Origin of the sequence: Streptomyces sp. NPDC059743 (assembly GCF_042732975.1) — a bacterium.
GTDB lineage: Bacteria > Actinomycetota > Actinomycetes > Streptomycetales > Streptomycetaceae > Streptomyces.
The window spans coordinates 1-14,150 of the sequence record NZ_JBHWGS010000005.1; the positions used below are offsets into that span (position 1 = coordinate 1).

Genomic DNA, 14,150 nt, shown 5'->3' on the forward strand with positions numbered 1-14,150 from the left:
AGACTTCCTCCACACCTACAACCACCACCGCACCCACACCGCACTCGGAGGCCACCCCCCGATCAGCCGCGTCAACAACCCTGCGGGTCAATACACCTAGCCGCCCGGAACGGGCGCGCACCCCCCATGCACCGGTGACCCCGGCCACGCGCGTCCGTCACACGGCCCTTCCCTTTCTAGGCTCGTCCGGACCCGACCGGACCGACCGGGAACCGACCGAGCCAATCGGACCCGACCGGGATCCGGCCGGGACTCAGGCACCACCTGGACACCGCTCGGGCATTCCGGGGCCTGATGACCGCATCAGCAGCCCCACCAGCCGCGCCGACCTCGGGGAGGGGCACGTGCTCAGCACCGCACACCGCTCGACCGCACAGCAGGCGGACGTCGTCATCATCGGAGCCGGAATCGCAGGTCTGTCGGCGGCCCGACATCTGACCAGCTCAGGTGTGGAGGTCAGGGTCCTGGAGGCCGCTCCGCGCATGGGCGGCCGGATGGCCACCGACGAGGTCGACGGCTTCCGGCTCGACCTCGGCGGACAGCTGCTCACCACCTCGTATCCGGAGCTGCTGCGCACTCCGGGCCTGGACGGTGTGGGGCTGCGGAAGTTCTCGCCGGGCGTGCTCGTGCACAGCGACGGACGGAATTACCGGACCGGAGCCATCGGGAGCGCGCGGAGCGCACTGACGGTGGCGCGCGCCCTTGCGAGCGCCCCCCGGCCACCGCTGGGCGGCACGGTCGACCAGGCCCGTCTCGGCGCCGCTCTGGGCCGTCTCGCGGCGACTCCGACGCGCCGGCTGCTGGCCCGTCCCGAACGTACCGCCCTGGAGGCCCTGTCGGGCCGCGGGCTGCCCGCCCGTACCGTCAACGGCTTTGTGCGCCCGCTGCTGTCCGCGCTGCTCTGCGATCCCGATCTCGGTACGTCCAGCCGCTGCGCCGATCTCGCGCTGCGCGCGTTCGCCCGTGGCCGGATGTTCGTCACGGCGGGCGGCGCCGCCGCGCTGCCCGAACTGCTGGCGCGGACGCTGCCGGAGGGCACCGTCCAGACGGACGTCTGTGTCACGGACGCGTCCATCAGCGGTGTCACCACCAAGGAGCACGGCGAGATCGGCTGCCGCGCGCTCGTCCTGGCGACGGGCGCGCGGGCCGCTGCCGAGCTGCTGCCCGGGCTGCGGGTGCCGGACTTCCATCCGGTGACGGTCCTGCACCACACCGCGCCCGTACCGCCGATGACCGATCCGGCGCTGCTGCTGGACGCGGACGGCGGCGGCCCGGTCGCGTACACCGCCGTGATGAGCACGGTCGATCCCTCGCGGGCTCCGGCCGGCCGCGCGCTGATCTCCTCGACGGTGCTCGGCACGCCTCCGCCGGCCGCCGAACTCGACCGCTCGGTCCGCGCGCATCTCACGAGGCTGTACAGGACGCCCACCGACGACTGGGAGTTGCTGGCTGTCCACCACGATCCGGAAGCAGTGCCCGCGATGCCGCCGCCGCACGATCTGCGCCGTCCGGTGCGGCTGTTGTCGGGGCTCTATGTGTGCGGCGACCACCGCGACACGAGCACGGTCCAGGGCGCGCTCTTCTCGGGCCGACGCGCCGCCCACGCGATCCTGCGCGATCTGGGCGTACGCCCGGAGTACGAGACGGCGCCACTGCCCGCGGTGGCGTAACGGCCGCTGCGGCGGCTCCAGCTCCGGTCCCGTCCGGCGCCGACCAACCCCGGACGGGACCGGCTTCATACTGTGTCGGGTTCAGGGCGTGCGTGGGCGCGGGCCGGGGCGTACGGGTACGGCGGCGCAGGGCCCGGCGTCAGCCGAGTGCCGCGATCCGGTCGCGGTAGTTCCGTACGGCCGCCGCGTCCCGGTAGGGCTCCAGGCGCCGTTCGAAGTCCCGTACGTACTCCACCGCCCGCGCCGACCGCATCTCGGTCGACTGCTTGGCCGCCTCCGCGCCCAGCAGACACGCCTGGTCCAGCTCACCGAGACCGAGCCGGGCGCAGGCCAGCACCACCCGACAGAAGAGCCGGCTGCGGGCGTACGCCGGAGCGCGCAGCTGGAGGGAGCGCTCGGCGTGCTGTACGGCGGCGCGGTACTGCTGGAGATCCCGGTAGCAGTGCCCGAACTCGTCCGCGAGCTGTGCCTCGTCGAAGAAACGGGCCCAGTGCGGTACCTCGTCGCCGGGCCGCGCCGACTCCAGCGCGCGCTCGGACCGTACGAGCGAGGCGGTGCACGCCCGTGCCTCGCCCAGCACACCGTGCCCGCGCGCCTCGGCGGCGTGCAGCAGCGCCTGGACGACCGGTGGCGCGGAGCCGCCGACGCCCTGCTGGGCCACGCGCGCGAGCTGGACCGCCTCCCGGCCGTGGCCGAGATAGACGGCCTGGCGGCTCATGGTGATCAGGACGTACGAGCCGTAGGCACGGTCCCCGGCCGCCTGGGAGAGCCGTAACGCCTGGACGAAGTAGCGCTGGGCGAGGCCATGGGCGGCAATGTCGTACGAGGTCCAGCCCGCCAGCCTGGTCAGATGAGCCGCCGCGGCGAACAGCCGGCGGCCGGTGGTCTCGCCGTACAGACCGCGCAGCATCGGCTCCGCCTCGTGCTCCAGATAGCGGACGAGCGCCTGCCGGGCATGGCCTCCGCCGTAGGTCTGGTCGAGGGCGCAGAAGAGATCGCCGACGGAGCGCAGGGCGGCCACATCGCCCAGGGAGACCCGCTGGCCCGCCGCGCGTTCGGTACGCGGTTTGGGAACGGTGGCGGGCCAGCCTTGCGCGGGCACGCGGGCGGCGGCTTCCTGGCCGCCGCTGTCGTGACCGCGGAACTCCTGGCTGCGGGCCTCATGGCTGCGGAGCTCTTGGCCGCGGGCCTCATGGCCGCCGCCGTTCTCGTGAGCACGGCCGACAGTATGCGTAGTGTGCGTTTCGAGGCCGGGATGGCCGACCCGTTCGTCCGCGCGTCCGATCAGCCAGTCGCGGCTGGGAACGACCAGTCCGGCCGGAGTGAACGCGATCTTGCGCAGCTCGGAGTGGCTGCCGGAGTCCTTGCGCCACAGCCCGCCGACGATGTCGACGGCCTCCTCGGGCGAGGACGCGAATTCGAGGCCCGCGTAGACCGGCGCACAGGCGTCCAGCCCCAGATCCTGCGCGGAGAGCCGACGGCCGAGACGGCGGGTGAACACCTCGGCGATCAGCGCGGGAGTGGTGCCACGGGGCTGCTGTCCGCGCAGCCAGCGCGTCACCGACGTCTTGTCGTACCGCAGATCCAGGCCGTGTTCGAGACCGAGCTGATCCACCCGGCGGGCGAGACCTGCATTGGAGAATCCGGCTTCCGCGATGAGCGCGGCGAGCTGGCGGTTGGGGATGCGCTGCGGAGGTCGTTCCGACATCAGCTCTACGGTCTCCTGCCTTCCGGGCCCGGGGAGCAGCCCACATGGAACGGCGCGAATTTAGCGGTAGTGAACGTCTCCACCACGACCTTCGCGCCACATTCATCCGATCGTGTGAGGATCAAGGGCCTCGCTGACGGGAGTACCTGTGGAGGGCGCCGGGGTGAGGGTCGGGGCGGAGATCGGGGTGGGGGCCGGGGCCGGGGTCGAGACGTCGCGTACGAGGGCCCGGAACCACCTGCCCGGCCGCACCGCCGGGAGCCGCCGTACAGTGGCGAGGGCGCGACACGTGCACCATGAAGGTTCTGAGGAGGCTGCCGTGAGTGAGCTGCGGTACGTCCGACTGGGATTCGGCGGGCAGGCCGTCGAGTACCGGGAGGCATGGCAGGAGCAGCGCCGGGTCCACGCGGCCCGGTTCGCGGACGAGATTCCCGACACCTGTCTGCTGCTGGAGCATCCGCCGGTCTATACGGCCGGACGGCGCACGGCCGACAGCGAGCGCCCGCTCGACGGCACTCCCGTCGTCGATGTGGACCGCGGCGGGAAGATCACCTGGCACGGTCCCGGCCAGCTCGTCGGCTATCCGATCCTCAAACTGCCGCGTCCCGTCGATGTGGTGGCGCATGTCCGCCGTCTCGAAGAGGCGCTGATCCGTACGGTCGCGGAGTTCGGCCTGGAGACCTCCCGCGTCGAGGGCCGCAGCGGCGTATGGGTGCTCGGCGATCCGGTGCACGAGCGTCCCGCGCTCGGCGGTCTGTCGCTGGACTTCGATCCGCGGCTGGCGGACGAGGAGTTCGATCCGCGGCTGAACGGTCCCGAGTACGCGCCGTCCAACGCCGGCCAGCGCCGGGAGGACCGGAAGCTGGCGGCGATCGGTATCCGGGTCGCCAAGGGCGTGACCATGCACGGCTTCGCGCTGAATGTGAATCCGGACAACACCTGGTTCGACCGGATCGTGCCGTGCGGGATCCGGGACGCGGGCGTCACCTCGCTCTCGAACGAGCTGGGCCGGGACATCACGATCGCGGAGGTCCTCCCGGTGGTGGAGAAACATCTGCGGGACGTGCTGGAGGGCGCGGAGCTCAAACCGCGCGAGATCGAGCGCGCGAGCGCGTAAGTGCTGTCTTGTGTAGGTGCCGCATGTGTAGGCGCCGCATGGGAATGCGCCCTTCTGGCCATGGGTTGGCCCTACGTAATGCCACGCAAATATCGGGCGTAACCTGGTGTTCGCCGAAGAATCGAATGCCGCGCCAGCAGAGAGAGGTGCCGGACGTGTCCGCTGTCGCACCCGACGGACGCAAGATGCTGCGTCTGGAGGTCCGGAACAGCCAGACTCCCATCGAGCGCAAGCCCGAGTGGATCAAGACCCGGGCGAAAATGGGACCCGAGTACCAGCAGCTCCAGAAGCTCGTGAAGAGCGAAGGGCTGCACACGGTCTGCCAGGAGGCGGGCTGTCCCAACATCTTCGAATGCTGGGAGGACCGCGAGGCGACCTTCCTCATCGGCGGCGACCAGTGCACACGGCGCTGTGACTTCTGCCAGATCGACACGGGCAAGCCGGCCGCCCTGGACCGCGACGAACCGCGCCGGGTGGGCGAGTCCGTCGTCACCATGGATCTGAACTACGCCACGATCACCGGTGTCGCCCGTGACGACCTGGCCGACGGCGGCGCCTGGCTGTACGCGGAGACCGTGCGCCAGATCCACGCCCGGACGGCGGAGCGCGAGGCGGGCCGTACGAAGGTCGAGCTGCTGATCCCGGACTTCAACGCGGTGCCCGAGCAGCTCGCCGAGGTCTTCTCGTCCCGTCCCGAGGTGCTGGCGCACAACGTCGAGACCGTGCCGCGCATCTTCAAGCGCATCAGGCCCGGCTTCCGTTACGAGCGTTCGCTGGAGGTGATCACGCGCGCCCGTGAGGCGGGTCTGGTCACCAAGTCGAATCTGATCCTGGGCATGGGCGAGGAGCGCGCGGAGGTCAGCGAGGCGCTGCGGCATCTGCACGAGGCGGGCTGCGAGCTGATCACGATCACGCAGTATCTGCGGCCGTCCGTACGGCACCACCCGGTCGAGCGCTGGGTGAAGCCGCACGAGTTCGTGGAGCTGAAGGAGGAGGCCGAGGAGATCGGCTTCTCCGGTGTGATGTCGGGGCCGCTGGTGCGCTCCTCGTACCGCGCGGGCCGGCTGTACCAGCAGGCGATCGAGCGGCGCGGCGAAGCGCCCGTGGGCGCGGCGGCGGCCGGTGCCGCGGCGGCCGGCCGGGCGGTGTGAGCCACAGCCGGACGGTGTGTCCGGCTGTCCTGTCGGCGTTGGGGACGGCGTCGTGGGCGGCGTCGGCCAACTGGCGTACGCGCGACCTCGATCGGCTCTTCGCGCGGGCTGTGTGAATCCGAGCACAAGTGGCTCTCGAGCGATCTGGCACACGACTACCGAGCAGTAGAGCCCGACCGTGCCGCGGCCCGTGCGCTCCCCGCAGGTCGGGGCCGCGCACGGGCCGCGTCGGCGTTTTCGGGCCGTGCGCGGACCTCGTATCCGGGCCGTATCCGGGCCTTGTCCGGCTCGTACCTGGCTCGTACCTGGGTTTCATTCGCGTTTGACCGGTCGGTCACGCCCTGGTAACACCAGTGAGTGACTCTGGTTCTACGCACCGCGCACGCTCGTGCACACCGCACCAGACCCGTTCGTGAGGGGATCGCCATCATGCAGGACGCGCCGGTTCGACCCGTCACCGAAGTGCCGGTACGACCCGTCACCAAGGCGATGGCCAGCACGCGCCGGACCGCTCCGGTGCGGCCCTCCGTGACCGGCGCGCTGCGCGCCGTCGAGTCCCTGCTCCTGAGCGGCGGCCAGCGCACGGCCCGTCGCAACGCCTGGACGGCCGTCCTGGAGGACCGCCGCAGGGCCAAGGACCGGGTCGAGGCGCAGCACGTAATGGAGGCCGTGTCGAAGGCCACTTCCCGCGCCACGTAAACTCTGGGCATGGCGAGGAAGGAAAACGCAGACACTGCTGCGAACCAGGGGCGACTGAAGCAGATCGCTCTTACCTACAAGATGACCCGACGGGCCGACTCCAAGGTCGGTCTTGTCGTCGCTGGTGTGGGAATCGTCACCTTCGGTGTCTTCCTCGCGATCGGCTTCTTGATCGGCCATCCCGTCTATCTGGGGATCCTGGGCTTCATCCTGGCGTTCCTCGCGATGGCGATCGTCTTCGGCCGCCGCGCCGAGAAGGCGGCCTTCGGACAGATGGAGGGCCAGCCGGGCGCGGCGGCGGCCGTCCTGGAGAACGTGGGCCGGGGCTGGACGACCACACCGGCGGTGGCGATGAACCGCAACCAGGACGTCGTCCACCGGGCCGTCGGCAAGGCGGGCATCGTGCTGGTGGGCGAGGGCAACCCGAACCGGGTGAAGACGCTGCTGGCGGCCGAGAAGAAGCGGATGGCGCGCATCGTGGTGGATGTACCGGTGCACGACATCATCGTCGGCGACGGCGAGGGCCAGGTGCCGCTGAAGAAGGTGCGTACGACCATGCTGAAGCTGCCGCGGGTGCTGGCGGGCCCGCAGGTGACGGCGGCCAACGACCGGCTGCGGGCGTTGGGCGACCTGATGAGCAACATGCCGCTGCCGAAGGGCCCGATGCCGAAGGGCATGAGGATGCCAAGAGGCGGAAAGATGCGCTGAGGCGGTACGGCGACGCAGCGAACGAGCGGACGGACAAACAGACGAGAGGGCGGCCCGGGAAAACGGGGCCGCCCTCTCACACGTATCGCGCCCTTGCCTGCGGAACGGCGCTTACGGAACGGCTCAGATCCGGACCTGCACGGAGCGGGAGAGCCGGTCGTGGAGCCCGCGCCCGTCGCGGTCCCAGATGAGGGCCGGGATGGCGAGGCAGAGCAGAATGCTGCGGATGAGTACGCGGCCGAGGCCGAGCCGGTCGCCGTTCTCGGCGACGACGCGCAGGCCGAAGAGCCGCTTGCCGGGAGTGAAGCCGACCGTACCGACGGTGAGAACGCTCAGGACGAGCAGGACGCCGAGGGCCCAGTTGCCGGCTGCCTGCCAGTCACGGCCGGCGAGCAACCCGTATGCGATCAGCATGCAGAGCGCCCAGTCGACGAAGATGGCTCCGAAGCGCCGTCCGAGCGGAGCCACCGAGCCCGGCCCGTGCTCCGGAAGACCGAGTCGCTCGCCTCGGTAACCGAAGTCGACGCCCATGTCCTCGGCGGCCGTACGGGGGCCGGAGAGCCACGATCCGATTGCTTGCCTGTTGTCCACCCGACCACGGTACTGCGAGGGCGTCCGGGCCCCGGGAGAGGGGGTGCGGGACCGTTCTACGCGCCGGCACGCACCCGGGCTGGTTAACTTGAGCGAAACAAATGGGTCATGCTTGAGAAATCCCGGAAACCTATGGTCGGGTCCAGCGTGTGCCACCGCACTGGCCGCACCACCGAGCGACAACCCCCGCCCCTCCCCGGGACGGGAGGAGGAGGAGCTGGATGTTCCAGAACGCCGACGAGGCCAAGAAGTTCATCGCGGACGAGGACGTCAAGTTCGTCGACGTCCGCTTCTGCGACCTGCCTGGCGTGATGCAGCACTTCACGATCCCGGCGAAGTCGTTCGACCCGACGGAAGAGCTGGCCTTCGACGGCTCGTCCATCCGTGGCTTCCAGGCCATCCACGAGTCGGACATGGCGCTGCGTGCCGACCTGTCGACCGCCCGTGTCGACTCGTTCCGCCGCGACAAGACGCTGAACATCAACTTCTTCATCCACGACCCGATCACGGGCGAGCAGTACAGCCGCGACCCGCGCAACATCGCCAAAAAGGCGGAGGCCTATCTCGCCTCCACCGGCGTCGCGGACACCGCGTACTTCGGCCCGGAGGCCGAGTTCTACGTCTTCGACAGCGTGCGTTTCAACACCACCGCGAACGAGGGCTTCTACCACATCGACTCCGAGGCCGGCGCCTGGAACACCGGAGCGATCGAGGACAACCGCGGCTACAAGGTCCGCTACAAGGGCGGCTATTTCCCGGCTCCGCCGGTCGACCACTTCGCCGACCTGCGCGCCGAGATCTCCCTGGAGCTGGAGGCGTCCGGCATCCAGGTCGAGCGCCAGCACCACGAGGTGGGCACCGCCGGCCAGGCGGAGATCAACTACAAGTTCAACACGCTGCTCGCCGCTGCCGACGATCTGATGCTCTTCAAGTACATCGTGAAGAACGTGGCCTGGCGCAACGGCAAGACCGCGACCTTCATGCCCAAGCCGATCTTCGGTGACAACGGCTCCGGTATGCATGTCCACCAGTCCCTGTGGCAGGGCGGCACTCCGCTCTTCTACGACGAGCAGGGCTACGCGGGCCTCTCGGACACCGCCCGCTACTACATCGGCGGCATCCTCAAGCACGCTCCGTCGCTGCTGGCGTTCACCAACCCGACCGTGAACTCGTACCACCGCCTGGTCCCCGGCTTCGAGGCCCCGGTCAACCTGGTCTACTCCCAGCGCAACCGCTCCGCGGCGATGCGTATCCCGATCACGGGCTCGAACCCGAAGGCCAAGCGCGTCGAATTCCGCGCCCCGGACCCGTCCTCGAACCCGTACCTGGCCTTCTCCGCCCTCCTCCTCGCGGGCCTCGACGGCATCAAGAACAAGATCGAGCCGGCCGAGCCGATCGACAAGGACCTCTACGAACTGGCCCCCGAAGAACACGCGGGCGTCCCCCAGGTCCCCACCTCCCTCCCGGACGTCCTCGACGCCCTGGAAGCGGACAACGAATACCTCCAGGCCGGCGGCGTCTTCACCTCGGACCTGATCGAAACCTGGATCGACTACAAGCGCACCAAGGAAATCGCCCCCATCCAACTCCGCCCCCACCCCCACGAGTTCGAGCTGTACTTCGACATCTAAAGAGCAGGGTCGGGCAACCTGGAACTAGGCTACTTGCGGAAACGCTGCCCAGCAGTTCCCACGGTTCCCGGCTGCTTCCCAGGGCCTTGTGCACCGGGTGTGCACCGGTCAGGCAGGAGCCTGACCAGCCGTCAGATGTGACAGTGAGGGTCGTCATCTTCAGGAAGAAGGTGACGGCCCTCATCTGTGCGGTGAGCTACTCGGCGTCCGCCCAGAGGACTCCTTGGTACGCGTCGTCGCCCTCCTCCTTCTCTCTCCCCCCCCCAGATCCGCCACCAGGGGCTTCCGAAGCCGAACAAAGGACGTGCTCGACAGGTAGACCACCGTAAGTCACCTGGCGAGGCTTCAACTTTGCCAGCACTATCGGCACTTCTTGGGGCCCGGATAGCACGGAGTGCGCACTACCCCAACATTCGATCCTCGTCGAACCCGAGTTCCTCTTCGATCACCGAACGTTCCGCAACCCGAAAGAGACAGGGAACTGCATCCAATGCGTGAATCTCCCCCAAGATCTCCACGAGATCTTCCTTGTTGAATCCCATGGCATCTGAATCAAGGATCTCCTGGAGAGCCCCACCAAGACCCGGCACCCGCAAGGGTGCGGCCAAGTTGGCAAACTTGTCGACCCTTGCCCAGTTCTCCGCCTGAGCGGCTTCACGAATCCAGGAGACAATGAACTGAGTGACCTCAGGACACTTGGCCGCAATAAACCTAGAATCCCGCCCCGTGCCGTGTGCGAATGACTCCACAGATCAGCCTGGGATCTTTCCCCCCTTGGGAATGTCACCAGTCCTCCACTCTCTCGAATCCGACGATTCTTGAACTAAACACTCCAACCGATCCGGGTCGAATAGTCACTCATCATCGCACAGGGCCTTCGCCAGCCGAGAATTCCTGAACCTTGTCAAGCTTGTGCTTGACCACCTGGCCACTCACGACCATCGACAAAGAGTCAGGATCAGCCGCCTTCATCGTTAGGCCCTCAAGCCAAAGATCCGCGCTGGTCCAGCCGAGAGGCAGCCGAGCCTCCGGCCACACCGCGCCGAGCTCGCCGGCAAGTCTCAGCCCATCTTCAACCAGGTCACCCCTCCTGGCCACCGCCGCAATGAGGATACTGTCCTCCATTTCCACCACAGCTGGAGGAAGCCCCATCTGCTGACGCGCCGAACAGACGGAATGGTATCCCCGCCACGACTTCTTCAAGCGATGGCGGCTCATCAAGCGAGAGTCTGCACTGCACCTTCAACGCGCTTGCCGCTTCGTGGAACTCACCTTCATGGCGGGAGAAGAGCACACGTTCCGGCTGACCCGACGAGCGTTCCAGGCGCTGGCCCAGAGCCAGGGAGACTACTGGAAAGTCCCGGGTCAGTGCGTGTACGTGCGCGGTCGGGGTGTACCCCTCTCCGGATGTCGACCGATCAAGGCAGATCCCCTGAAGGACTGGCCCGATCCGGCGCAGGAGATGCATGGGACGCCAGACGTCGAAATTGGGAAACTTTGCACCCCAGTCCGACGTCACACGTCGCGGCGTGGCGACACCTGGCTTGGTCATGGATTCACCTCGATCGTGAGCCACGCTCCGGGAACATGGTTGGCGTTGTCGGCGGCCATGACCTTGTCGCCGAGCCTGACGTCCGTAAATCGCCTTGGTGGAACCGTCGGCCATCAGGACGCGGGTGTCCGGCGTGAAACTGTTGGTCACACCGCCGTCGTCGAGCAGTACCTCATCCCCGGCCTCGGCAAGAAGAAGCCGGTCAGGCTCACCGCCAAGGACGTCCGCACCTGGCTCAACCAGCTCCGCACAACCTGCCAGTGCTGCACGCGCGGCATCGACGCGCGGCGCGACCAGCCCCGCTGCTGCGCCGCCGGCCAGTGCTGCTTCAAGCTCCTCTCTCCTCTGACGCTCACCTACATCCGCTGCGTACTCAAGTCCGCCCTGGAGCACGCCGTCCGCGAGGAAGAGATCCCGCGCAACGTCGCCCGCAACGTCCGCATGGGCACCCCGCATCCCCGCGGGCATAACCCCCTCACCACCGCCGAGGCCCGCCGCCTCCTCGACACCACCCAAGGACACCGGCTGCACGCCCTGTTCGAACTCGCCCTCCAACCGGCCTCCGCAAAGGTGAACTCCTCGGCCTGCACTGGAACGACCTCGCCCCCGACGCGGGCACCGCCGCCATCCGCCGAACCTTGCAGCGCACCAGCACGGGCGGACTCACCACATTGCCCACCAAGACCCGGGCCTCCGAACGCCGCATCGCCCTCCCCGCACGCTGTCTCCAGTCACTGAAGCACCACTACAAACAGCAGCAGCGCGAAAGTGACATGGCAGGCGCCGAGTAGCAGCACAACAGGTACGTGTTCACCACCCCGCAGGGCAAACGATCGACCCGACCAACCTCACCCGCGCCTCCACCACGCTCCTCCGCAAGGCCGGCCTCCGCCGCATCCGCTTCCACGACCTCCGCCACTCAGCCGCCACCCTCCTCCTGGAGCAGGGAGTCGAACTCGTCGTAATCAAGCAACTGCTGGGCCACACCCACATCGGCGTCACCGACACCGTCTACGCCCACGTCCGACTCCGCCTCCAACGCGACGCCATCGACCTCCTCGGCCACGCCCTCCGCAACCCCGCCGAGATCATCGGCAAGCCTGACGACGGCGACGAACCACCCCTCGTCGGAGCCGCCGTCCGCTGACGTTGCCGTCAACTACTGCCGTCAGACCACACTGAAGCCCTGTCAGGGGACACCTGGCAGGGCTTCAGATTTGCACCCATGGATTCACTTCGGGTGCCGTTAACTGGGCATTCTCACCGAGGCGTCGCAACGCATCCGGAGCCGCCCTCTTCTCTCACGGGAGAGGATCAGAGCGTATCAATTTCGTTCCCCTTTGAGTCAATGATCGCGTAGCCGCCGGGATAGGGGACCCAAACCCCAATTCCGTTAGGCCACGAGACAATCTCAAGCGAGGCCACGTTTGAGATTGCGGTCCGGAGAAAGACCGCCTCACCATCGCTCAGGGAGAAGGTGGTTCCTACCGGCTCGAAGCACACCTCGACACTCTCCCCTCGCGCCGCCACAAATTTCAGGTCTACGACCTGCTCTCCCTTGCTCACCCGACTATCTCCAAGCATCGATGATCTCCTGAGTCAGCACCACGCGCGCCAGTGCAGCCGTGGGAGATGAACATCGTCGGCGAAGTTCCCTCGTCCGCAGACCGACTTTCACGCCGTGGATCCAGGTTCATCCCGGGCTTCCAGGAGCTCCGCCGCCCCTTCGGTCGAATCGATTTCTTCCCCCCAGGCCACCAAAAGCCGCAACAGCTGCGACCTTATAGCTCTTGCGGGAACTTACCGCCAGCGTTCTACGGATGCTGGGAGACAGAATCGCGCGATACTGCTGAAGCTCCGGCGATTCAAGGAGATGCAAGGCGGCGAGAAGCGCGGCCTCCGCTACGCCGGAACTTTCGACGAAAGTCCAAGGGATAACCCCGCGAAAGAGAGTGGGCCGCATCGACTGCATTTTCCCGAAGAGAGGATCTCGGTCCATCACTCCAGGTCCGTACCAGTCCTCCAGCTGCTTCCGCTTCTCCTCGCCCACAGCATAGGAAGCCTCAGCCAACCATTCCAGCAACGCAATTAGATGGGATTCAGAAAGGAACTCACGACAGTCTGCACGCTCAAGGACGGCAGCGACGTACAGCGCACTCGGGGGCGTTGCCGAGTAGAGGGAACCCTGATGCAGGAGGTCGTCCCAGAGATGACTGCGGGCGGCACGCACCGCAGCCGGGTTCGCCCGACTCCAGTCCGGCCAGCATGGCGGGCGTCTCGGGCCCGGCCGGGCCACCCCCGTGGGCGAGAAAGAGGACTGGTCATTCCAAAACCCTCTCACATCCCACAGTAAGGCCCTCTCCGAGAAGGGTAGGGATCCCTCTAGGGGAACGTCCCTCCCGCGTAGAACCTTCTTCCGTGCTGGTATCTCACGGTCAACTCAACACCCTGGGGCAATATCTGGCGGAGCGTATCCGCGCAAGTCGAACAGACGCCCCTACTAAAAAGGCGGCTCGTCAACTGATCCCCGATTTTCCTGCGAATTATGAACCCTCCCATACTCCCCGGAGGGGAGCGGATCAGTATACGATTCAATCAACACGCGCCCTTGCCCCCAAGCATTCAATGCCTCGGAAGCCAAACTTCTATGCCATTCACTGGAGCTTCGCGCTAGAATATTCTCCACCAAAGGAGTCAATCTCCTGCGATGCATCGCCAATGCCGGGGACTCCAAAAATCGAACGGCGACAACAAGAGCCGCCTCCACTACTCTCGAATCAGAGTCATCAAAGTAGGAAGCAACACTCGGAAAAGCTTCCGGGTAAATACTCCTAATATCTACGAAATTGGGAAATGGCTCGGTCGGCGAATATTTTCCCCACTCTCGAATGCGCTGCTCCTGACCAACGCTGACATCAAAGGCCACGTTGGCTAGCCATGTAAGAAGTTTGCCTCGAAGTGGGAATTTTCCCCCTTCCCACGGAGGGGCAAGTGCGGCTCGACTTGGCCGGTCACCCAAAAGCGCGGCAACATACCTGAAAGCTGGCACGGTTGCAGAATACACCACCCCATCGTTCAGAAGAGTGTTATAAAGGTGATTGAGTGAACTCGTTACCGCCGAAAGGTCACCCGACGCCAAGTCACGAAGCTTGGCCGGAGTATCCGGGAAGGCCAAGCCATCGGCATTTTCGAGATTAGCCCAATCGGTGAGATTAACGATCGCGTATGGATTCAAATTATCGCCGTTCATATTCATAACGCCACCATAGTGGCCTACAGGAAAGCAGCCAAGGCGCGGCAACAGGGACCGCGCCTTGGCAAAT

Annotated in this window: 12 protein-coding genes and 2 pseudogenes; 8 read left to right on the plus strand and 6 right to left on the minus strand. The window is 66.8% G+C overall.

Features of this window, described 5'->3' with window-relative positions; all coding sequences use genetic code 11:
• Together ACFV6H_RS10535 and ACFV6H_RS10540 are read left to right on the plus strand one after the other, a co-directional pair.
• Nucleotides 1-100: pseudogene (locus ACFV6H_RS10535) on the plus strand (IS481 family transposase); the annotation flags it as partial.
• Nucleotides 101-344: 244 nt separating this feature from the next.
• A complete protein-coding gene (locus ACFV6H_RS10540; protein WP_385540441.1) occupies nucleotides 345-1,670 on the plus strand; it encodes an NAD(P)/FAD-dependent oxidoreductase in 1,326 nt (441 codons plus the stop codon).
• A 139-nt stretch (nucleotides 1,671-1,809) separates the two neighbouring features.
• Here the strand turns inward: ACFV6H_RS10540 and ACFV6H_RS10545 are convergent, their stop codons facing one another.
• The gene (locus ACFV6H_RS10545) at nucleotides 1,810-3,378 is read right to left on the minus strand and encodes a regulator (protein ID WP_385540443.1); all 1,569 of its coding nucleotides are present in this window, start codon (nucleotides 3,376-3,378) and stop codon (nucleotides 1,810-1,812) included.
• A 319-nt stretch (nucleotides 3,379-3,697) separates the two neighbouring features.
• Between ACFV6H_RS10545 and lipB the strand changes: the two genes are divergently transcribed.
• The 4 genes from lipB (at nucleotide 3,698) to ACFV6H_RS10565 (ending at nucleotide 7,053) form a co-directional block, all read left to right on the plus strand.
• Nucleotides 3,698-4,495, plus strand: coding sequence for a lipoyl(octanoyl) transferase LipB (gene lipB / locus ACFV6H_RS10550; RefSeq protein WP_385540445.1), 798 nt, complete (start codon nucleotides 3,698-3,700; stop codon nucleotides 4,493-4,495).
• Nucleotides 4,496-4,650: 155 nt separating this feature from the next.
• Nucleotides 4,651-5,646 (plus strand): lipoyl synthase, encoded by a 996-nt coding sequence (gene lipA, locus ACFV6H_RS10555; protein ID WP_384980072.1) that lies wholly within the window; start codon nucleotides 4,651-4,653, stop codon nucleotides 5,644-5,646.
• Between the two features lie 489 nt (nucleotides 5,647-6,135).
• Nucleotides 6,136-6,345, plus strand: coding sequence for a hypothetical protein (locus tag ACFV6H_RS10560; RefSeq protein ID WP_385541015.1), 210 nt, complete (start codon nucleotides 6,136-6,138; stop codon nucleotides 6,343-6,345).
• A 9-nt stretch (nucleotides 6,346-6,354) separates the two neighbouring features.
• Complete coding sequence (locus ACFV6H_RS10565; RefSeq protein ID WP_093604190.1) at nucleotides 6,355-7,053, plus strand: DUF4191 domain-containing protein; 699 nt, start codon at nucleotides 6,355-6,357, stop codon at nucleotides 7,051-7,053.
• A gap of 123 nt (nucleotides 7,054-7,176) precedes the next feature.
• Here ACFV6H_RS10565 and ACFV6H_RS10570 read toward each other — a convergent pair whose 3' ends face one another.
• The gene (locus ACFV6H_RS10570; RefSeq protein WP_384793855.1) at nucleotides 7,177-7,644 is read right to left on the minus strand and encodes an RDD family protein; all 468 of its coding nucleotides are present in this window, start codon (nucleotides 7,642-7,644) and stop codon (nucleotides 7,177-7,179) included.
• 221 nt (nucleotides 7,645-7,865) lie between these two features.
• On the opposite strand from ACFV6H_RS10570, the gene glnA reads away from it, so the two are divergent.
• Nucleotides 7,866-9,275 carry a type I glutamate--ammonia ligase gene (gene glnA / locus ACFV6H_RS10575; protein ID WP_363081088.1) on the plus strand — a complete coding sequence of 470 codons (1,410 nt, stop codon included), beginning with the start codon at nucleotides 7,866-7,868 and terminating at the stop codon, nucleotides 9,273-9,275.
• A 401-nt stretch (nucleotides 9,276-9,676) separates the two neighbouring features.
• Here the strand turns inward: glnA and ACFV6H_RS10580 are convergent, their stop codons facing one another.
• Together ACFV6H_RS10580 and ACFV6H_RS10585 are read right to left on the minus strand one after the other, a co-directional pair.
• Nucleotides 9,677-10,024: a hypothetical protein gene (locus tag ACFV6H_RS10580; protein WP_385540448.1), complete on the minus strand. Its 348-nt coding sequence runs from the start codon at nucleotides 10,022-10,024 to the stop codon at nucleotides 9,677-9,679.
• A gap of 112 nt (nucleotides 10,025-10,136) precedes the next feature.
• On the minus strand, nucleotides 10,137-10,493 hold the full coding sequence (locus ACFV6H_RS10585; RefSeq protein ID WP_385540450.1) for a hypothetical protein: 357 nt from the start codon (nucleotides 10,491-10,493) through the stop codon (nucleotides 10,137-10,139).
• A 481-nt stretch (nucleotides 10,494-10,974) separates the two neighbouring features.
• Between ACFV6H_RS10585 and ACFV6H_RS10590 the strand changes: the two are divergent.
• Nucleotides 10,975-11,974: pseudogene (locus tag ACFV6H_RS10590) on the plus strand (tyrosine-type recombinase/integrase); the annotation flags it as partial.
• 167 nt (nucleotides 11,975-12,141) lie between these two features.
• Here ACFV6H_RS10590 and ACFV6H_RS10595 read toward each other — a convergent pair.
• Both ACFV6H_RS10595 and ACFV6H_RS10600 read right to left on the minus strand, forming a co-directional pair.
• Nucleotides 12,142-12,393, minus strand: a complete 252-nt coding sequence (locus tag ACFV6H_RS10595) for a hypothetical protein (RefSeq protein WP_384980091.1) — start codon at nucleotides 12,391-12,393, stop codon at nucleotides 12,142-12,144.
• 934 nt (nucleotides 12,394-13,327) lie between these two features.
• Entirely contained in the window at nucleotides 13,328-14,083 is a 756-nt protein-coding gene (locus ACFV6H_RS10600; RefSeq protein ID WP_385540452.1) for a hypothetical protein, read from the minus strand.
• Nucleotides 14,084-14,150 lie beyond the last annotated feature (67 nt).

Excerpts from the sequence above, each read along its gene's own strand:
- ACFV6H_RS10600 (WP_385540452.1), bottom strand. The coding sequence starts at position 14,083 with ATGAATATGAACGGCGATAATTTGAATCCATACGCGATCGTTAATCTC.
- ACFV6H_RS10565 (WP_093604190.1), top strand. The coding sequence starts at position 6,355 with ATGGCGAGGAAGGAAAACGCAGACACTGCTGCGAACCAGGGGCGACTG.
- ACFV6H_RS10545 (WP_385540443.1), bottom strand. The coding sequence starts at position 3,378 with ATGTCGGAACGACCTCCGCAGCGCATCCCCAACCGCCAGCTCGCCGCG.
- glnA (WP_363081088.1), top strand. The coding sequence starts at position 7,866 with ATGTTCCAGAACGCCGACGAGGCCAAGAAGTTCATCGCGGACGAGGAC.
- ACFV6H_RS10585 (WP_385540450.1), bottom strand. The coding sequence starts at position 10,493 with ATGAGCCGCCATCGCTTGAAGAAGTCGTGGCGGGGATACCATTCCGTC.
- ACFV6H_RS10560 (WP_385541015.1), top strand. The coding sequence starts at position 6,136 with ATGGCCAGCACGCGCCGGACCGCTCCGGTGCGGCCCTCCGTGACCGGC.